This window comes from Uniformispora flossi (genome assembly GCF_049534875.1).
Classification (GTDB): Bacteria; Actinomycetota; Actinomycetes; order Streptomycetales; family Streptomycetaceae; genus Yinghuangia; species Yinghuangia aomiensis.
Window position 1 is genome coordinate 740905 of record NZ_JBMULZ010000001.1, and the last position, 18432, is coordinate 759336.

20 protein-coding genes and 2 pseudogenes are annotated in these 18432 nt (G+C 70.6%); 12 read left to right on the top strand and 10 right to left on the bottom strand.

The window, feature by feature from the left end; all coding sequences use genetic code 11:
* Window positions 1–104: 104 nt before the first annotated feature.
* Both ACPA54_RS03285 and ACPA54_RS03290 read left to right on the top strand, forming a co-directional pair.
* Window positions 105–704: a sulfite oxidase-like oxidoreductase gene (locus tag ACPA54_RS03285; RefSeq protein WP_423526545.1), complete on the top strand. Its 600-nt coding sequence runs from the start codon at window positions 105–107 to the stop codon at window positions 702–704.
* A pseudogene (locus tag ACPA54_RS03290) lies at window positions 701–1425 on the top strand (ferredoxin reductase). The gene ACPA54_RS03285 and the pseudogene ACPA54_RS03290 overlap by 4 nt, the downstream one beginning before the upstream one ends.
* 37 nt (window positions 1426–1462) lie before the next feature.
* Here ACPA54_RS03290 and ACPA54_RS03295 read toward each other — a convergent pair.
* The 5 genes from ACPA54_RS03295 to ACPA54_RS03315 form a co-directional block, all read right to left on the bottom strand.
* Complete coding sequence (locus tag ACPA54_RS03295) at window positions 1463–1738, bottom strand: DUF6510 family protein (protein WP_423526547.1); 276 nt, start codon at window positions 1736–1738, stop codon at window positions 1463–1465.
* A 338-nt stretch (window positions 1739–2076) separates the two neighbouring features.
* Complete coding sequence (locus ACPA54_RS03300) at window positions 2077–3288, bottom strand: ABC transporter permease (RefSeq protein WP_423526549.1); 1212 nt, start codon at window positions 3286–3288, stop codon at window positions 2077–2079.
* Window positions 3285–3938, bottom strand: a complete 654-nt coding sequence (locus ACPA54_RS03305) for an ABC transporter ATP-binding protein (protein ID WP_423526551.1) — start codon at window positions 3936–3938, stop codon at window positions 3285–3287. The genes ACPA54_RS03300 and ACPA54_RS03305 overlap by 4 nt, the downstream gene beginning before the upstream one ends.
* The gene (locus ACPA54_RS03310) at window positions 3935–4981 is read right to left on the bottom strand and encodes a peptidoglycan-binding protein (RefSeq protein ID WP_423526553.1); all 1047 of its coding nucleotides are present in this window, start codon (window positions 4979–4981) and stop codon (window positions 3935–3937) included. The genes ACPA54_RS03305 and ACPA54_RS03310 overlap by 4 nt, the downstream gene beginning before the upstream one ends.
* The gene (locus tag ACPA54_RS03315) at window positions 4978–5535 is read right to left on the bottom strand and encodes a hypothetical protein (protein WP_423526555.1); all 558 of its coding nucleotides are present in this window, start codon (window positions 5533–5535) and stop codon (window positions 4978–4980) included. Before ACPA54_RS03315 ends, ACPA54_RS03310 begins: the two co-directional genes overlap by 4 nt.
* An 87-nt stretch (window positions 5536–5622) precedes the next feature.
* On the opposite strand from ACPA54_RS03315, the gene ACPA54_RS03320 reads away from it, so the two are divergent.
* Together ACPA54_RS03320 and ACPA54_RS03325 are read left to right on the top strand one after the other, a co-directional pair.
* On the top strand, window positions 5623–6267 hold the full coding sequence (locus ACPA54_RS03320; protein ID WP_423526557.1) for a response regulator transcription factor: 645 nt from the start codon (window positions 5623–5625) through the stop codon (window positions 6265–6267).
* The gene (locus ACPA54_RS03325; RefSeq protein WP_423526559.1) at window positions 6264–7484 is read left to right on the top strand and encodes a sensor histidine kinase; all 1221 of its coding nucleotides are present in this window, start codon (window positions 6264–6266) and stop codon (window positions 7482–7484) included. Before ACPA54_RS03320 ends, ACPA54_RS03325 begins: the two co-directional genes overlap by 4 nt.
* A gap of 234 nt (window positions 7485–7718) precedes the next feature.
* Here ACPA54_RS03325 and ACPA54_RS03330 read toward each other — a convergent pair whose 3' ends face one another.
* On the bottom strand, window positions 7719–7916 hold the full coding sequence (locus tag ACPA54_RS03330) for a hypothetical protein (RefSeq protein ID WP_423526561.1): 198 nt from the start codon (window positions 7914–7916) through the stop codon (window positions 7719–7721).
* Window positions 7917–7962: 46 nt separating this feature from the next.
* On the opposite strand from ACPA54_RS03330, the gene ACPA54_RS03335 reads away from it, so the two are divergent.
* Window positions 7963–8367 (top strand): hypothetical protein, encoded by a 405-nt coding sequence (locus ACPA54_RS03335; RefSeq protein WP_423526893.1) that lies wholly within the window; start codon window positions 7963–7965, stop codon window positions 8365–8367.
* Window positions 8368–8535: 168 nt separating this feature from the next.
* On the opposite strand, the pseudogene ACPA54_RS03340 reads toward ACPA54_RS03335, so the two are convergent.
* Window positions 8536–8727 (bottom strand): annotated as a pseudogene (locus tag ACPA54_RS03340) (transposase); the annotation flags it as partial.
* A 127-nt stretch (window positions 8728–8854) separates the two neighbouring features.
* Between ACPA54_RS03340 and ACPA54_RS03345 the strand changes: the two are divergent.
* From ACPA54_RS03345 to ACPA54_RS03360, 4 genes are all read left to right on the top strand, one after another.
* Window positions 8855–9691, top strand: coding sequence for a recombinase family protein (locus ACPA54_RS03345; RefSeq protein WP_423526562.1), 837 nt, complete (start codon window positions 8855–8857; stop codon window positions 9689–9691).
* A gap of 402 nt (window positions 9692–10093) precedes the next feature.
* Window positions 10094–10513 carry an ATP-binding protein gene (locus tag ACPA54_RS03350; RefSeq protein WP_423526564.1) on the top strand — a complete coding sequence of 140 codons (420 nt, stop codon included), beginning with the start codon at window positions 10094–10096 and terminating at the stop codon, window positions 10511–10513.
* A gap of 780 nt (window positions 10514–11293) precedes the next feature.
* Window positions 11294–12367 (top strand): fatty acid desaturase family protein, encoded by a 1074-nt coding sequence (locus tag ACPA54_RS03355; protein WP_423526565.1) that lies wholly within the window; start codon window positions 11294–11296, stop codon window positions 12365–12367.
* A 160-nt stretch (window positions 12368–12527) separates the two neighbouring features.
* Window positions 12528–12764 carry an SCO5918 family protein gene (locus tag ACPA54_RS03360; protein ID WP_423526566.1) on the top strand — a complete coding sequence of 79 codons (237 nt, stop codon included), beginning with the start codon at window positions 12528–12530 and terminating at the stop codon, window positions 12762–12764.
* A 79-nt stretch (window positions 12765–12843) separates the two neighbouring features.
* Here the strand turns inward: ACPA54_RS03360 and ACPA54_RS03365 are convergent, their stop codons facing one another.
* Window positions 12844–13398 carry a universal stress protein gene (locus tag ACPA54_RS03365; RefSeq protein WP_423526568.1) on the bottom strand — a complete coding sequence of 185 codons (555 nt, stop codon included), beginning with the start codon at window positions 13396–13398 and terminating at the stop codon, window positions 12844–12846.
* 151 nt (window positions 13399–13549) lie between these two features.
* Here ACPA54_RS03365 and ACPA54_RS03370 point away from each other — a divergent pair, with 151 nt between their 5' ends.
* Both ACPA54_RS03370 and ACPA54_RS03375 read left to right on the top strand, forming a co-directional pair.
* Window positions 13550–13798: a hypothetical protein gene (locus tag ACPA54_RS03370; RefSeq protein ID WP_423526570.1), complete on the top strand. Its 249-nt coding sequence runs from the start codon at window positions 13550–13552 to the stop codon at window positions 13796–13798.
* 189 nt (window positions 13799–13987) lie between these two features.
* A complete protein-coding gene (locus tag ACPA54_RS03375; RefSeq protein WP_423526572.1) occupies window positions 13988–14896 on the top strand; it encodes a slipin family protein in 909 nt (302 codons plus the stop codon).
* On the opposite strand, the gene ACPA54_RS03380 is transcribed toward ACPA54_RS03375, so the two are convergent.
* Together ACPA54_RS03380 and ACPA54_RS03385 are read right to left on the bottom strand one after the other, a co-directional pair.
* Window positions 14868–15980: a ferritin-like domain-containing protein gene (locus ACPA54_RS03380; RefSeq protein ID WP_423526574.1), complete on the bottom strand. Its 1113-nt coding sequence runs from the start codon at window positions 15978–15980 to the stop codon at window positions 14868–14870. The two genes, ACPA54_RS03375 and ACPA54_RS03380, sit on opposite strands and share 29 nt — an antisense overlap.
* Window positions 15977–16759: a ferritin-like domain-containing protein gene (locus ACPA54_RS03385; protein ID WP_423526576.1), complete on the bottom strand. Its 783-nt coding sequence runs from the start codon at window positions 16757–16759 to the stop codon at window positions 15977–15979. The genes ACPA54_RS03380 and ACPA54_RS03385 overlap by 4 nt, the downstream gene beginning before the upstream one ends.
* 355 nt (window positions 16760–17114) lie before the next feature.
* On the opposite strand from ACPA54_RS03385, the gene ACPA54_RS03390 reads away from it, so the two are divergent.
* Window positions 17115–18425: a PP2C family protein-serine/threonine phosphatase gene (locus ACPA54_RS03390; RefSeq protein ID WP_423526578.1), complete on the top strand. Its 1311-nt coding sequence runs from the start codon at window positions 17115–17117 to the stop codon at window positions 18423–18425.
* Window positions 18426–18432: the final 7 nt, after the last annotated feature.

The following is an 18432-nucleotide window of genomic DNA, read 5'->3' on the forward strand; positions in this document are numbered from 1 at the left end:
AGTGGTGATCGGCCGTGAAGCGGGAACACGAGCCACGGAAGTCGGGCACACCTCCCGGAACCTGCCATCGTGGCGACCAGGTTGCCGAAGGAGTGGAGCACTGAGTGAGTGGGCTGTCGCCGGGCTTCAAGCGGTTTCATCGCAGCGACGACCCTCGGCTGCCCCCGGGGCAGTTTGTCGCGGACGGATTCCCCGTCCTGTCGGCGGGGCCGACACCGGCAATCGATTTGTCCCATTGGCGCTTCACGGTCACGGACGCCCGCGGTGACCGACGGCAGTGGACGTGGGACGAATTCCAGCGCCTTCCCCAAGAGGATGTCCGCAAGGACATCCACTGCGTCACCCGCTGGTCGAAGTTCGACACAGTGTGGCGCGGGGTGTCGTTGGATGTGCTGTTGGAGGGCGTGGGCACGGACGTCGGCTACGCGATGGTCGAGTCGTTCGGCGGCTACACGACGAACGTTCCCCTGGCGGACATCACGGGCGGCAAGGCGTGGGTCGTCCACGAGTACGACGGCCGCCCGCTGACCGCGGAACACGGCGGTCCCGCACGGATGTTCATCCCGCATTTGTACTTCTGGAAGTCGGCGAAGTGGGTGTCGGGCGTGCGGCTCATGGAACGCGACGAGCAGGGCTTCTGGGAGGCCCTGGGCTACCACGACTACGGGGACCCGTGGCGCGAGCAGAGGTATTGGGGAGACTGACCGTGACCGGAGCGTGGTTGCGTGCCCGATTGGTCGACCGATTCCCCCAGACCGCAAGTGCGCGCACGTTGGTGTTCGCGGTGCCCTCGTGGCCGGGGCACCTTGCGGGCCAGCACGTGGATGTGCGGCTCACCGCGGACGACGGCTACCAGGCGGTGCGCAGCTACTCGCTGTCGGCTCCGGCCGACGGCGAAGGGGCTGTGCAGATCTCGGTGCAGCCGGTGTCCGACGGTGAGGTGTCGCCGTACCTGGCCGAAGGACTCCCGGTCGGCGCGGACGTGCAGGTGCGCGGGCCGCTGGGCGGCTGGTTCGTGTGGCGTCCCCAGTGGCGCGACCCGGTGCTGCTGGTCGCGGGAGGGTCGGGCGTGGCACCGCTGATGGCGATGCTCAGGGCCCGCGAGGAGGCCTCCGGCCCGGCACCGTTCCGCCTGGTCTATTCGCTGCGCGACCCAGGCCAACGCTGGTTCGCGTCCGATCTGGACAGGATGGGCGCGGACCGGACGGGAGCGAGCATTGCGTACGTCTACACCCGCCGGCCTCCGGAGGGGTTCCCCCGGCCGGCCGTCTGACGGCATCCGACCTGGACGTGGCCGGTTGGCGGCCCGCCGACCGGCCGTGGTGTTACGTATGCGGGCCGACCGCCTTCGTCGAGCATGCCGCGAACCTGCTGGTCGGCCTGGGTCACGACCAGGCCCGCATCCGCACCGAGCGTTTCGGCTGAGGCGTCCGCCGCAGGTACCGGTGCGGTCAGGCGGACTTCAGGACTCGCCGTCCAGCCGGAAGCGCAGGGCGCCGCCGCTCCCGAAGTCCAGCCACAGCGTTTGGCCGTGCCGGGCGACGCGGAGAGCCACGTCGTGGCAGTGGGGGCAGCGCGCGACGGCGGCGAGCCCCGCGTCGTAGACGTGCAGTGCGGCGACGGTCGCCTCGGTGCCGCATCCGGGGCAGCGCCGCACGGCCATGGTGATGTCGGCGGCGAAGACGGCGGACAGCGGGCCCGCCAAGGCGTTGCCGTCATGGAAGGACGGTGCGGCCATCGGTCTCCCCCGTCGTCGGCGGTTCCAGCGTTCCGCCGGACGACCCGCAGGACAAACCTGCGCCGTCGGCGGACATCTTCGTAGGACAGATTGACAGCCGCGTCCGCCCGCGGGCGGGACGCCAGGCGGCGTGTTGCGGGACCTACGCCGAACGGCCCCAGACCGGCAGGGCAGACAGGCCCGGGCCGGGATGGGCGACGATGCGAGGAATCCGCCCAGCCCGCCGCGGCCGAGAACAAGCTGCGCCGGCCGCCGCACGAGATCGACCCCGAGGTGGCCCTCCCGTCGCGGTTGCGCGACGGAATGGGCGCGGGCCCGTAGCGGCCCGCGCCCGTTCCTCATGGTGCGGCGAGGGCTTCCGTGGGGGCGAGTCGGGAGGCGCGCCAGGCCGGGTACAGGCCTGCGGCCGCGCCGATGACGAGGGTTGCGAGGACGGCTCCGACGGAGGCCCAGAGTGGGACGACCGTCGGCCAGCCCCGTGCGGTGGCGTATCCGGCGGTGACGCCGATGCCGAGCAGGGCGCCCGCGACTCCGCCCAGGGCCGCGAGGAGCAGGGATTCGACGAGGAACTGGGCGCCGATGTGTGCGCGGGTGGCGCCGAGGGCTTGGCGCAGTCCGATTTCGGAACGGCGTTCGAGGACCGAGATGACCATGGTGTTGGCCACGCCGACGCCACCGACCAGCAGGGCGACGGCGCCGAGTCCGAGCAGCAGTCCGGTCAGGGCGCCGTCGGCGGCCTGTTTGGCTTCCAGGGCGTCGGAGGGTCGCGAGACGCTGACCTCGTGCGGGGATTCGGGGTTGACCGTGGCGGGGAGGACGGCGCGGACCGTGGTGACGGCGTCGTCGTGGGTGCGGGTGTAGACGGTGGTCGGCCGTCCGTCGAAGCCCAGTTCGGCGCCCGCCTCGGCCCAGCCCACCAGTGCGGCGGAGTTCAGTTCCGGGGCGAGGGGAACCGGTTCCAGGACGCCGATGACGGTGAACCACCGTTTCGCGAGCCAGACTTGGGTGGTGGCGCCAGGTTGGAGCACTCCGAGCCGGTGTGCGGCGTTGGCACCGAGTACGACGGTCGGATACGACGCGGTCGCGTCGTCGAGCCACGCCCCCTGCACCAGTCGTGCGCCGATCGTGTCGAGGAGGTCGGTGCGTGCCGCGAGTACGGGCATGTTGCCGGTTTCGTCGGGGTTCACCAGGTCGCTGCGGTAGATGTGTAAGCCCGTCAGGTTCGCGGTCGCGGTCGCCGAGTCGACCGGGCCGATCCGCCGGATCATCGGCACCGCCTCGGCGGGCAGTTGCGCGGGGTCGCCCAGGACGGTGCGCCCCGCGCTGACGGTGAGCATGTTGGTGCCGAGGCGGGCGAGCCGCCGGTCGAGGTCGGCACGACCGGAACCGGTGATGCCGACGACGGAGACCATCGCGGCGATGCCGATGGAGATGCCGAGCGCGGACAGGAACACCCGAAGCGGTCGGGTGTGCAGGCCGGCGGCGCCGACCCGGAGGACGTCGCGACGCAACAGCCGCGAGCGGGGGACGCCTGGCGGGGCCGCGGTCATGCCGTCACCCGGCCGTCCCGCATGCGCACCTGGCGGTGCAGGGCGGCCGCGATGTCCAGGTCGTGCGTGATGACCACGATGGTCGTGCCGCCGGCGTGGAGGTCGCCGAGCAGCCGCAGGATCTCGGCTCCCGAGACGGAGTCGAGGTTCCCGGTGGGTTCGTCCGCGAGCAGGAGTCGGGGTTCGCCGACGACGGCGCGAGCGATCGCGACGCGCTGCTTCTCGCCGCCCGACAGCTCGTGCGGCCAGTGGGTGAGCCGGTGGCCGAGGCCAACCCGGTCGAGGACGGCACGGGCCCGACGGCGGCGTTCGCCTATCGGGACTCCGGCGTACAGCAGGCCGTCCGCGACGTTGTCCATGATCGTCACCCCGGCCGCGAGGTGGAACTGCTGGAACACGAACCCGATGACACCGCCGCGCAGCGCGGCCAGTCCGCTCGGTGAGAGCCCGGCCACGTCGTGGCCGGCCACGGTCACACGTCCGGTCGTGGGTGTGTCCAACGCCCCGATCAGGTGCAGCATCGTGGACTTGCCGGAGCCGGACGGTCCCACCACGCCGACCAGTTCGCCCTCGTCGATGCTCAGCGACACCTCGCGCAGCGCCGCGACGCCGCCTGGATAGGACTTGCCGACGTCCTCCAGCGTGATCACGAGGCCACCCCCACGACGGTGCCCTCGGTGATGCCGGCGCCCGTGATCTCCACCCGGCCTTTCGCGAACATGCCGAGTTGGACGGCCGCGTAGCGGTTGCCGGAGTTCGTGACCACCTGGACGCCGTGGCCGCCTTCGGCGAGCGCGACCAGCGCGGTGACGGGCACGGTCAGCACCCGTTCGGCGGTGGCGGACACGACGGCGACGACGACCGGCGCCTGGTCGAGCCCGCCGAGCTTCGTCGGGTCGGCCACATCCACCGTCACGGCGATGGTCGCCGGGTGGTGGTCGTCCGCGCCGGGCGTGGCGACGGTGCCCACGAAGGTCACCGTGCCGTCCACGGTGGTGCGGTTCGGCAGCGTGAGGACAGCGGACATACCGGTCCGCACGAGGCCTTGCAGGGCCACGTCGAGGTCGATGTCGACCCGCCGGACGGTACCGGTGGAACCCAGCACGGGACCGTTCGCCGGATCCCCCAGGTGTGCGGTGTGCGACGCCACCCGCACGTCGCCGGGCGCGACGACCGCACCGGCCGGGTCGAAGGTGCCGGTCTGGGCGAGTCCGAGGTCGGCCTGCCACTTCTTGACGGCGGTCGCCGTCTCGGCGGTGTACGCCGCGTCGACGGCGAAGCCGGTGTAGCCCAGCGCCGCGAGGTTGGCCTCGACCTCGGCGACGTCGTCGCCCGCATCGCTCGGGTGCAGCGCCCGGAACAGCGGCAGAACACCATGGAAGAGCACCACAGGGTGGTTGTCGGCCTTGTAGAGCGGCGCGCCGCGCACGACGGTGGAGCCGAGTGGCGGCAGCCAGGTGATGATGCCTTGGCCGCGTGCGGCGACCGGAGTGGTGGGCCCGTAGCCCAGGACGCCGTTGACGAGTTGCGTCTGGGTGAGCGTCATCCGGGTGACCGGCGCGGTCGCGGGCGGTGCGGCGGCGGACGCGCCCTGGCCGCCCGCACCGCCGAACCCGAGCGCGGCCGCGGTCACTCCGCCGCCGGCCAGCACGGCGGCGCCGACGGCCGCGGCCGTACGGGTGGGCCGCTTCACGTGACACCGCCCTTCGCGCCGGCGCGGTGCGAATCCCCGGACGGGAGCTTGTCCTTGCAGGCCGTGAACGCGCTCTGGTATCCGGGGTCGGCCTCCAACTGGGTGCGGCTGACGGACGCGAACCGGCCCCCGATGGTCATGTCACCGTCGGGTGTCGGATCGGTCATCGGGATGTCGTGGGCGCGCATGCACACCGCGAACGCCCGGAACTCCTCAAGCTCCTCGTTGGTCAGGCCGGCGCCGAGGCCGTCGCCGCCGTCGACAAGGAGGTGCCGGCACTGCTGGAGCGCGGCCTTCCACGCGTCCGTGGGGACGCCGCCGCCGGGCGGCGCGACCTGGTAGGGGACGTTCGGCTCGGGGTCGGCGACATTCTGGCCCTGGTCGCGCATGCACCCGGCGAACCGGACAACGGGGTCCACGGACGGGGACGCCGTCGGACGCGCCGATCCGGTGCTCCCGATCGATGCGATGCCGTCGTCGGAGGCCGAGGACGAGCATGCGGCGGTGAGCGCCAGCGCGCCCACCAAGAGGGGTGTCACGAGTGTTCGTCTCATGTGTCGAGGTCTACGCGCCGGACACCCGCAGCAGCGCGACACCGGTTGTCGTACGAATGTCATGTATCGCGCCCCACAATGGCGTTCATGCGGGTGCTGGTGGTCGAGGACCACGTGAGGTTGGCGGAGCGGATCGCCGAGGGACTGCGCGACGCCGGGATGGCGGTCGACACGGTCAACGACGGTGCCGCCGCACTCGAACGTGCGGCGCACACCGAGTACGACGTCGTCGTCCTGGACCGCGACCTGCCGTGCGTGCACGGCGACCGGGTGTGCCGCTCCCTCGCCGGACGCGGTGCCCGCATCCTGATGCTGACCGCCGCGGTGTCCGTCGACGACCGGGTGGACGGCCTCGAACTGGGTGCCGACGACTACCTCGGAAAGCCGTTCGCCTTCCACGAGTTGGTCGCCCGGGTGCGGGCGGTGGGACGCCGGGCGCCGTCCGCCCCGCCGATCGTGCTGCGCGGCGACCTGAAGGTGGACCGCGCCCGGCATCGCGCCACCCGAGGCAGCCGGGCGTTGTCGCTGACCCGCAAGGAGTTCGGCGTCCTGGAGATGCTCGCCGCCGCCGACGGGGCCGTGGTGAGCGCCGAGGAACTCCTCGAACACGTGTGGGACGCCAACGCCGACCCGTTCAGCAACGTCGTGTCGGTCACCATGGCCCGGCTGCGCCGCAAGCTGGGGGCGCCCGCGCTCATCGAGACGGTGGTGGGCCGGGGGTACCGGCTGTGAGCCGGTCCTGGTTGACCATCCGCGCCCGGCTGACCCTGCTGTACTCCGTGATGTTCGCGGCGTGCGGCGGCACGCTGGCAGCGATCACGTACACGCTGGTCGCCCGCCTGCCGGAGGGCAGCCCCACCGGGAACGACGGTTCGAACCGCATGCCTCCGGACTTCCTTGAGCGCTGCCGCCGCGAGATGCAAGTCAGCGGAGAAGACGCCGACTTCCGCATCAAGTGCCTCCGCGTCTACGACGAGGGCGTGTTGGCGGGCGCGCGCATCCAACACGACGCCACCCTCGACCACTTGCTGCGCTACTCGCTGATCGCCCTGACCACCGCCACCGTGCTCGCCGCGGTCGCGGGCTGGTTCGTCGCGGGCCGGGTCCTGGGGCGGGTGCACCACATCACCGCGACCGCGCGCACCGCTTCCCGGTTCGACCTCTCGGCGCGGGTCGCCGCCACCGGGCCCCGCGATGAACTGCGCGAACTCGCCGACACCTTCGACGACATGCTCGCGCGCCTGCAGGCCGCGTTCGCGAGCCAGCGGCGGTTCATCGCCGACGCCGGCCACGAACTGCGCACACCGCTGGCCGTCATGCGCACCACCGTGGACGTCGTCCTGGCCAAGCCGACGGCGAGCCATGCCGAACTCACCGCCATGGGCCGGGACGTACGCGCGGCTGTCGGCGCCGCCGAGGACCTCATCGACGCGCTGCTGACCCTGGCGCGCAACGAACGCGGCCTGACCGTCCGCGAGGACGTCGACCTGGCCACCGTCGCCGAGGACGTCCTGGACGCGGACAGGCAGGGCCCCCCGCGCCCGGAGGCGGTGCTCGCCTCCGCCACGGTGGCGGGGGACGCGGTCCTGCTGGAGCGACTGGTCGCGAACCTGGTCGACAACGCGGTGCGGTACAACGTCCCGGACGGCCACGTACGGCTCACCACCGGGCTCACGTCGGACCGCGCCTGGGCGACGGTGACCGTCACCAACACCGGCCCGGTCGTCCCGCCCCACCTGGTCGGCACCCTGTTCGAACCGTTCCGCCGCCTCGACGACCGGGTCGGCAGCACCGGGTTCGGACTGGGCCTGGCCATCGTCGCGTCCATCGCCGCCATCCACCACGGCACCGTCGAGGCCCATCCCCGACCGGGCGGCGGGCTGATCGTGGTGGTGCGCCTCCCGGCCGTCAAGATCCAGGACCCGAGCAGAACCACGGCGAGCCGGTAGCGACGGTGCCCGCGGCAGGGGCGAGTTCCTTGTGAGCCACTCACCGGCATCCGCAGCGCATCCGCGAACTCGTCAGGCATCGCGCCCGCGGTCACGAGCGGACCTGATGAGCGATGTCGTGCCCGCCATGCCCACCATGCCCGCCATGCCCGTTGCTGCCGGTCCTGGCCGGGGTGCCCATCACGTCGCCCATCCAGGGTTCGCACCGGCTTTGCGGCTGCCGCAACGGCGAAGTCACCCTTGCGGTCCGCGGGCCAGGTTTGGAGTACTGCTCGCGATCAAGTCGGCCAGCGCCGAGACGACTTCGTCCACGGTGACCCGCCCCCGGGTCAGTTCCGCGGCGATCGCCTCCGCGGCACCCAGGAGGCCGAGGCAGTGCAGGCGGAGTGCGTCAGCGGGGAGGCCCGAGTACGGGGCGGGGGCGGCAGCCATCACGAGCACGCTGCACAGAATCCCCGAGCGTGGCGCCGCCGACCTGTTGATCCTGCTCGCAGAACAGCACCCACGGCACACCATCGGCGTAATAGCGCACTCCAAGCACACCCAGTTCTCGCTGCTCGGCACGGTCGAACGCCGGGCATCCAGACTCAAACCCCAGCTGTACACCTCTCAGGCCCACGGAGGCCGCTACCGCAGACTGGACCTGGGCCGACCCGGCATCGTCCTCGTCCACCGCAAGAGCGCCAAGGGCCTCGGCTTCGACACCGTCGTCGTCCCCGACACGCACACCGATGCCGCCACCGATCCCACCTCGGCGGCACTGCGCATGGAGTACTACGTGATGAGCACGCGAGCCAAGCGCGAACTTCACTTCGCCTATGAGGGGGGAGCCGAGCCCCCACTCCTGGCACAGGTGGGGGCCAGCGAGCTGCTGCGCGGCTGACCGGGCCCGATCAGCTCCGCCGAGGGCGGTGCTCGCACCGCCCGTTCCAACCCGATTTACGGACAGTGAAAGGGGTCTCGCTCGTCTCGGGAGGGGGATTCGTTCCCTATCTCCAAACTTGTGGGTGGTTCGGAAATTCCATTGCCGCCGGCCTCCGGCATCGCGGCACCCCACATCACTACGTAGGGCGACCGTCTTGGCGCCGCGCCCGTTGCGGGAGTTGCCGCCGTCCCGGCCCTCGACCGCGTGCTTCGCATTGCCGAGGTGGTCGTCTATCTCGCCCTCGAGGGCGGCCTCGAGCACCAGCTTGGTCAGCTGCTGCAACAGGCTCCCCGCCCCGGTCAGCGCAAGCCCCTCCGCGTGGGGCGGAACAGGTAACCCATGCAATTCGCTGGGACGTTCGGAAACCGGAGGCCTCCTCAGATCCAGCCGTTACAGCATGAACCGCACAGCCCCGCGATCGGCTTTGAGGTGTCGCGTCACAGCTATGAGCGCTTTGGATCGTCACGGCGAGGTGGCACTCCGGCTGGCCGGCTCGGACGCCAACGAGCACCTCCTGGAGATCAGCGGATCGACGACGGCGTGCATCGCATCAGTCGGCGTGGCGGGAGGCGCTCGCCTGTCGCATGTGCTTCCTCGCGCCGTAGTCATGTCTGACGTGCTGATGCAGGATCGGATGGAGCGTGCGACCGCGAATGCTGTGAGGGCCAAGGATCCGACCGCCATGCCTACACCGAAGAAGGGCCTCGTCGAGGAGACCGTGCTGGGATCTTGGGCTGCGCGCCGCCCGAGCCCGACGGTGTCAGCTGCTGCGCCGCATGGCACGCGCTTCGCGTTCTATGGCCGTGTGTCGACCGAGGACCATCAAGACCCCGAGACGTCGCGGGGCTGGCAGCTTCTCAACGCGCAGGCGTTGACGTCGGGGCACGGCCGGATCGTCGTGGAGTTCTTCGACGTCGGGCACAGCCGCTCGCTACCCTGGGCCCGCCGTCCGGATGCCGCCGCGCTGGTCACGGCACTCGCGGACCCCGACCGCGGCTTCGATGCGATCGTCATCGGGTCAAGCGAACGTGCTTTCAACGGACAGCAGTTCGCGGCCATGGCCCCGCTGTTCGCCCACTACGGCGTCCCCGTATGGCTGCCCGAACTCGGCGGCGAAGTCGACCCCGAGATCGTCGCCCACGACGTACTCGCGGCGGCTTTCCCATGCTTTCCGCATCGTTCGACTCCGATGGACTCGGGCGTGAACGGCTCGTTGCCTTCCAGCCTGACCCCCGCGGCGATCAAGGTCAACCCCCAAAGCGGAAAGTTCCTTCATGCATGATAAAACATGAAATGTGCGACAGGTATTGACTCGACGGGCCTCGGGGCGAACACGGACGTCCGGTCGGAGCGCCCTGGGGCGCCCACCCCGGACGACCCGGGACACCGACCCCCAGCGGGGCCGAGCAGGCCCGGAACCACCCGCAAGCGGTCGGGGCGCAGCCAGGGGCGTCGACCACGCATCTCCTCGGCGGCCGGTCGGACCCGGTGCCGCGGACCGGCAGTCCGGAAGATCCGGTCCGGAGGATCGGCCGGCAGACGCCGCGAGCCCGTTCTCCGCTCTCCACTGCGTTCCGCTCGACGCGCGGCCCCGTACGGCGATCATGCCGCGCACGTGTTGGGCGAAGCGCGCGGGGCAGCCGCCAAGTCACAGTCTGCCCACTGCTCAGGAACTTGGCGCACGATGTGGTCACCACGCAGTTCCACGACCTTTCACCGACGGCACACTTTCGCCCCTGGAGTGACTGCCGGGTGCACCCGAGCGGGCGTCGCGTTCTGCCGCACCACACTCGCGCGATGGATTCCCGGCCTACCGGACGAGATTGTCGGCAATGCCGCACTGGTGACCGCGGAACTCGTGGCCAATGCCGCTCGGCACGCCGGCGGCCCTCGCCACTTGGTCCTCGAAATGCCGGCCGGAGACACTGTGCGGATTTGTGTCACGGACGCCTCGCCCGACCCGCCCCTGCCGAAACCCCCGAGTACAGAAGGTCTCGGCGGGTACGGGCTGGCCATTGTCGAGCGTCTCACCACGCGTTGGGGCAGCCTTGCCGCCGACAACGGCAAGGCCGTCTGGGCCGACGTCCCCGTCCTCCGGCCCTGATGGCGCGGTTCACGACACCACATGCAGCCTTCGGGTGGCCCCTCGGGCGATCGGACCCCGGCACGGACCGAGTCGCGGCGCGTCGCGCAGTGATCGTCGCTCCGGCATGACGGCCGCCCGTACGCACCCGTGTCGACGGGCGAGCGATCCCCGAGGGCCCGCCCGAAATGCCTGCGTACGCCGAACTTCGGTACTTCCACAGGGCTCCGGGGGCATGCTCCACCGCCGCCGACGCGCGGGATTCGGGGCGCTTCGGGCCCACGGCGCCCGGCAGACCTTCTGCTTCCAGACTCGCTCCGGCTAGGCTGCAAGCGAGGGACTTCGTTGGCGCTCCGAGTTGACGTCACCTCCGATGTGCGGCGTTCCTCCCCGGCGTCGCGGAGGGGCGACCAGCGTGCCGGACTCCGGCCACTCCGCGACGACGTACAGCCAGGCCGCAGCAGCAATCCGCGTTCCCTTTCCCATCTGTCCCCGCAACCGCGGACGTTGACGCGCTCTCCGTCGGGACAGTGACGATCGCCGCCGTTGGCGCCGTTCCCGGAAGCCGGCACCAGCCGTCCACCTGACCCGAGCGGTCTCCCGGGATTCGCCGAGCGGCCTCGCCGCCCTCCGCATCGGCCGACCTTCGGCCACCGGGGGGACTGCTTCGGCCTCGCGGGGACGGGGCACCCGGCGGCTCCTACGCAGCAGAACCACGACCGGTCGGGGGAAACGCCCCGCCCGTCGCCCCGGTCGGCCACCCCTTCCCCCGGGTGCACGGCCACTCCTCGAAAGGCATACATGACCGACACCATGCGCGACGCGCGCCCCAGACAGGCAGACGGTTCCGGGGCGGACTTCGCGGTCCTGTCCAAGCGTGTCGCGGCGGCGGGCCTGATGGATCGCCGCACCGGTTACTACGCCGCCCGGATCGGGCTGGTGGCCGTCTTCTACGCCGGCTGCTGGGCGGCATTCGTTCTGGTGGGGCCCGGCTGGTGGACGCTTGCGGTCGCGGCGCTGCTGGGTGTGGCGTTCGGGCAGGCGGCTTTGGTCGCCCACGACGTCGCCCATCGCCAGGTCTTCCGCGGCCGCGCCGCGGCCGACGCGGTCGGCCGCGTGGCCGGGGCTGCGGTCGGCATGGGGTACGAGTGGTGGCAGGACAAGCACACGCGCCATCACGCGCATCCCAACCACGCCGAGCTGGATCCCGATGTCGCCCCCGATCTGCTGGTGTGGTCCCCGGACCAGGCCCGTGCGGCCCGCGGGATCCCCCGCCTCCTCGGCCGCATGCAGGCGTTCCTGTTCTTCCCGCTGCTGATGCTGGAGGGCCTCAACGTCCACGTCGCCGGTATGCGGGCGCTGGCCGACCCCTCTTTGAAGAACCGCAGGATGGAGGGCGGGTTGCTCACCGGCCATCTCGCGGCCTATCTGACCGCGCTGTTCCTGGTGCTCCCGCCTGGCATGGCCGTCGCGTTCCTGGCGGTGCACCAGGCGGTCTTCGGCGTCTACCTGGGACTCGTGTTCGCCCCGAACCACAAGGGGATGCCGATGCGCAGCGGGGTGGACCACATGGATTTCCTGCGCCGCCAAGTCCTCACCTCCCGCAACATCCGCGGCGGCCGACTTACCGACGTCGTCATGGGCGGGCTCAACTACCAGATCGAGCACCACCTCTTTCCGCGGATGCCCGGCCCGAACCTGCGGAAGGTGCAGCCGATCATCCGCGACTACTGCCGCGAACACGGAGTCGCCTACCACGAGACCGGCCTGATCGACTCCTATCGGCAGGCCGTGGCGAGCCTTCACCGTGCGGGAGCACCGATCCGCCGCCGTCCCGCGGCGACTCCCGAGTCCGTGGCCGGCGACCCGGCGTGACGCGACCCCCGTACCTCACCGATTCGACGGAGGCCGATCGACGCCGCGGCGTCGGACACACCCCGGTTCCGCCGCTCAAGTCAGGAGACCGCTAATGCGCGCAGAACCACTGCCCCCGTCGGCCGTTCCTTCCGGGCCCCAGCCGCGTCCCGGAGGCACCATGCGTGTGGTCATCGCCGGCTTCGCCTTCGATCTCAACCGGGACGAGGTGCAGAAGCTGATCAGCGGGGTCGAGCCCGAGAACGGCCCCGGCGACGTCGTCACCATCGGCGGACATGTCTATCCGGTCAAGCAGGTCGGCGAGGTGATCAGCGGTCAGGACCGCCGGGACTTCTCGGCCCGGGAGGTCACCCGCGCACTCGACCGCCTCGGCTTCCCGGTACAAGCGGCCGAGTAGTGCGTCAGGTCGCCTCGCACCGGTAGTCGGCGCACGCCCGACCATCGGCCGCCGACAGACGTCCGGCGGCCGGCGTCGCTCATGTCGTCGATGCCTCCCGGCCGGCCGTCCCCGCGTCGGGGTCGGACCCGCCGTGCCGGGAATCGACCACATGCTGCTGCGAAGGCTCGGGGGGAACGAACACCACAGGAATCGGCGTGTGGCGAAGGCAGTACAGCCCAAGGCTGTGCGGCTCACGCGGCGAACTGATCCCGGTCGTGCCGAGCACGAGCATGCCCGCGCCGTGGGCCCGGGCGATCAGTTGCTCCCCGGTGGGCCCGTGCAGCGGGGCGGTGATCACTTCCCCGGGGAGCAGCCGACGTCGCCCCAGCGACTCCAGCGCACGCTCCACCCTTGAGCGGGCGGCCTGCTGCCGGCTGTACGGCGAGTCCTCGTCCGCGATGTCCTCCCATGCCGCGACGATGTCGAGGACGAGACCGTGCTCGCGGGCCTGCGCTGCGGCCCACGACAGCGCCGCGTCGGCGCCGGACGAACCGTCGACGCCGACCACGATCCGGCCCGGACGCGTGCGGAGTTCCTCGTTCGGCACTTCGGGAACCTGCGGCGACGTGCCGGCGTGCGTAGCGGAATGCATCCTGCGTCTCCTGTCCCCCACCCCTGTCTGGGCCCTACCCGCCAACGCGATTCCCGCACCCTGGGCTTCCGAACTCCCACAGGGTCACCATCCGGTCCTCCCAGGCCGACGACCAGGGGCGGGAACCCCTTGATGGATCTATGGTCGAATCATGAGTGTATTCATCGACCTGGCAGAAAACCGGCCGCCCGCGGACGGCGCGGAGCACCGGCAAACGAATATCTCTTACGAGGACGTCACCGAAGGTGGATCCCCGGCCACGTACGAGTACGACCTCCTTCCGAGCGGCGCCCTGCGGGTCCTGCGCACCGGGAGGGGGGAAGCCGCCGCCGTCGATACGGTCTACGCTCCAGGGATGTGGTTCCGCGTTTCGGGAAAGTGGCACGGCGGCACCGAGTAACCCCCTGATACTTCTCTGGAAATCCCTGGCCAAATATTCGGAAAAGCCATACCGGATCGATCCGAGGGCGAATCCGTTCGGGCCGCAATTCCGAATTTCGCTGCACCTGTCCGCAACCGGTGGCGCCTCCCGCCGCGATCACGGGACGGGCCCGGCGGCCGTACGGCCGCCATGATGAGGAGCGGCGCCATGAAGGCCCTGATCATTCTCGCGGTCGTCGTCGGGGTCCTGGCGGTGCTGTGGCTGGCCCTGGCCATCAAGATCGTCAAACAGTACGAGCAGGGCGTGCTCTTCCGGTTCGGACGCCTTGTCGGGCCGCGGCCCCCAGGTCTGCGGTTCGTCTTCCCCGTCGCGGACAGCCCCCACCGGGTTTCCCTGCGCATCGTCACGATGCCGATCCAGTCCCAGGGCATCATCACCCACGACAACGTGAGTGTCGACGTATCGGCGGTCGCGTACTTCCGGGTGGTGGACGCGGTGAAATCTGTCGTGGCGATCGAGAACGTCGACGCGGCGATCAACCAGATCGCCCAGACGACGCTGCGCAAGGTCGTCGGCCGGCACAACCTCGACGACACCCTGTCGGAAACCGACCGCATCAACCTGGACATCCGCGAGATCCTCGACGTCACCACCGCGGAATGGGGTATCGAGGTCACCCTCGTCGAACTCAAGGACATCCAACTCCCCGAGAGCATGAAGCGCGCCATGGCCCGTCAGGCGGAAGCCGAGCGGGAAAAGCGGGCGAAAATCATCAACGCCGAGGGCGAGTCGCTCGCCGCGGCGGCACTCGGCGAGGCGAGCGACACCATGATGGACCACCCCTTGGCGCTGCAACTGCGCAACCTGCAGAGTCTGGTGGAGATCGGCGTCGACAAGAACACCACCGTCGTCTTCCCCGCCCCGCTCATGAGCACCATCCATCGGGGAACTGGGGGCGTTCCTGGCCAGGGAGTCCACGGCCGCCGCGCACCCGGCAGCACCCGCCGACCCGACCAAGCCTCGCCCCGGGTCCGGCGCCGCGCCGACTCCGGTGCGGCCGACCGAAGCCGACTGACGGGCTTGCGGCTCAGCCCACCGTCAGACCCGCGGTCATGAACGGGTGGATGGTGCACCTGTAGCCGTAAGAGCCGGGCTTGTTCGGCGCGTTGAAGGTCTTGGTGGCGCCGGGCGCGATGGTCCCCGTGTCGAACGACTTGTCGGCGGCGGTGACGGTGTGGGCTGCCGTGTCCTTGTTGACGACCGTGACCGTGGCCCCGGGGGCCACCGCCAGAGTCGCAGGGGAGAAGGCGAAGTTGTCGATCGTGATGGACGCGGGCCCCGGCGAGGGACCGGCCGACGTGCCGCCGGTGATGTCGTCGGTGAGGTCGCTGGTCTTGGCGGCCTTGTCGATGGGCAGGAAGTCGTCGGGGACGGGGTATTGGCCGAGGAGGTAGTTCAGGATCGCGGCGTGCATCGCCTCGACCGGGGCGATGGTCGCCGCGGTGGCGATCCCGGCGGGCGCGGTGACGTTGAACTGGGCGAACAGGTAGGTCTGGGCCGCCTGGTCCTCCAGTTGGAGGGCGAGCTTGGCGACTCCGGGGACGTCGGTGACCTTGCCGAGCGCGTCGGTGACCGCGGCCTGGCTCTTCAGCGGCACCCCGGTGATCGGCGCCTTGCCGGCCTGGGTCAGCACGTTGTTCCACACCTTGGCGTGGTCGGCGTGCTGCGCCATCGCGGTGGTCGCGAACGTCGCCACCGCCGGCGGCACCGCCCCCAGCTTGCCCGCACCCGCCGCCTGGATCGCGGCCTGGTACGCACCGACCGCCTGGTTCTCCAACGCGACGGCGAGCGCGACCACCAGCAGGTCCCCGGTGTACGCGCCCGGCTGCATCGGCGCGGCCTGCGGCGCGTTCGAGGCGGACGGCGACGCCTTGCCCGACGACGACTTGCCGTCGTCGCCGCACGCGGCGAGGGTGAGCGCCGCCACACCCGCGGCGCCGAAGCCGGCCAGGAACCGGCGCCGGTCCAGCCCGCCCGACGGCAGCCCGGCCTCCCGTTCGCGGACCTCCTCGCCGAGCGACACCGCCGCAGCGTGCATCTGCGGCAACGTCGCCCGATGCGCCTCGTCGACCTGCGCGGTCAGCGCCCGAAGTTCCCTCTCGCTGCCCTCGAACGCGGCAGGCTTGCTGTTGCGCGTCACTGCACCGCCCCTTCACTGATCGGGGAGGCGTTGGCCGTCGGGTAGAACGTGTCCGGAATCCCCGCCGACCCGGCCGCGGCCGGCAACGCCGCCGCGTTCGGCGGCAGAGTGATCTGATCGGCGAGGTTCGCGGCGAGGAGCGCCTGCACCGACAGCAGCACCGCCTTGTGCTGCGCCTCCACCGGCGCCACCGACCCGAACAACTGCCGCAGCACGGGGTCGGACACCTGCGTGACATTCTTCGTGTACGTCTGCGCGGCCACGTCCTCAAGCGTGATCGCCAACTTCACCACGTCCGCCGGGCCCTTGATCGTCGGCAGGGCCTGCTGCACGATCGCCGCGTACTTCGGGTCCGGCTGCGTCTGCGCCTTGCCGCCCGCCTTCACCGCCGCCGCGTTGAACGCCTGACCGTGCGCCTTGTGCTGCGCGGTAGTCCGCTCGACGAACGTCTTCACCACCGGGTTGCCGTTCTTGACGAAGTCCAGCCCCGCCGCGGTCGTGTAGACGTTGACAGCGAGGTTCTCGATCGACGCCGCCGTCTGCAACGCCATCACATCGTCCGCGTTCGCCGCCGCAGCCCGCCCGGACCCCAGCAGCACCGCGCCGGCCGCCGCACCGCCCAGCAGGCCGGGCCGCCACCAGCGCCGCGGCCGTTCACTCCTGGTCTCCTCGAACTCTTCAAGCGACGCCCGCGTCAGCCGCGACGCGTCGCTGTGCAGATCCTCGGATTGCTCGGTCAACTCCGCCAGCAGCCGGGTATCGAGGGAATCGCCCGTCACCACGGCTCCTTTCGCCAAGCCCGTCGAATACAGGCGCAGGCGGCAAGGTTCGCCGCCGCCCCCGCCCTCGATGGGCCGACACACCAGAGCCAGCGCCACCCGTCACCCGAAAAGGTCCGCACGCAGGGCCGAATGCACCGAACCCGCCCGACTCCGCCGAGTGCTTCCACGCGGGAGCGCCCGAGTGACGTGGTGATCTCGATACACACCGTCCGCACGTCCGCCTGCCGGTCACCCGTCACATCGACGCGCACCGTCGGCATAGGCCCACGATGCAGGCGTTCATGCCGGTGAAACCGCGAGGAGCCCCCGACCTGCCCGGACAGCCGCCGGAGGTGTGGTGATATCTAGTGCTATGGATGAAGGCGACGAACCGCTCGGGATCGAGATCGACCGGTCCGAGGGTTTCGGGGAACGGTTGCTCGGTCTGCTGCTGGACCGGGCGCACGAGATGCCGCCCCATCTCGTGGCCCCGCTGGTCGCCGAGGAAATCACGCGCATGGGTGGGCGAGACGTCGCGATCCTGCTCCAGGACTACGAACAACTGACCCTCGTGCCGCTTCCGGGCCTGTGGCTGGTGGCGGAGGCGCCGCAGCCGATCGACGGAACGCACGCCGGCCGGGCATTTCTCGACGCCATGGCGGTCGAGGTGCCCCAGCCCGGCGGTGTCAGGATGTACCTGCCGCTGTTGGACGGCACCGACCAGGTCGGTGTGATGGCGGCCACCTGGGACCGCGTGGACGACAACGACCGGCGGCTGCTGCGACGGCTCGCCGGACTCGTCGCGGACATCCTCGTGACCAAGAACAACTACACCGACATCTTCACGCTGGCCCGGCGGCGGGCTCCGATGAGTGTGGCGGCGGAGATCCAGTGGTCGCTTCTGCCGCCGCTGCGCATGTCGGTGCCCCAGGTCGAGCTTGCGGGCTTCCTGGAGCCCGCGTACGAAGTCGCCGGCGACAGCTTCGACTACGCGCTGAACGACGACATCCTGCACATCGCCGTGATCGACGCGATGGGGCACGGCTTGGACGCCGCGGTGATGGCCACCGCCGCGATCGGCGCCTACCGCCACGCGCGCCGGGCCTTCGTCGGCCTCGCCGAAATCTACGGGTATATGGACATGGTGATCGCCGAGCAGTTCAGCCCCGAACAGTTCGTGACCGCGCAGATGATGCGCCTGAACATCGCCACTGGTCGGCTGGACTGGGTCAATGCCGGGCACCCTCCGCCGCTGCTCATCCGGGACGGCGTCGTCGTCCGTCAGCTGACCGTCGAGACGACGCTGCCGGTGGGCTTCGGCGGCCATGATCCGGTCGTCGCGACTCTGACGCTCCGTCCAGGGGATCGCCTGCTGTGCTTCACCGACGGACTCATCGAGGAACACTCCGCAGGAGGCGCCGAGTTCGGCCTCGACCAACTGATCGACAACGTCTCCGAGGCCGAACACCGACGACACGGAGTGCGCACCACCGTGCGCGAACTCTCCCAAGCCCTGAAACAGGCCCGCGGCGGGATCACCAGCGACGACGCGACCATCCTCCTCGTCGAGTGGCGGGGCGGCTCGACGGACCATCTGGCCAAGATGGAACCAGCCGCCGCGCGCCCTGCCAAGCGCACGACACAGGCCTCGAAGCGGCCGCAGCGCAGGCCCACCGGTCCCTGAAACGGTT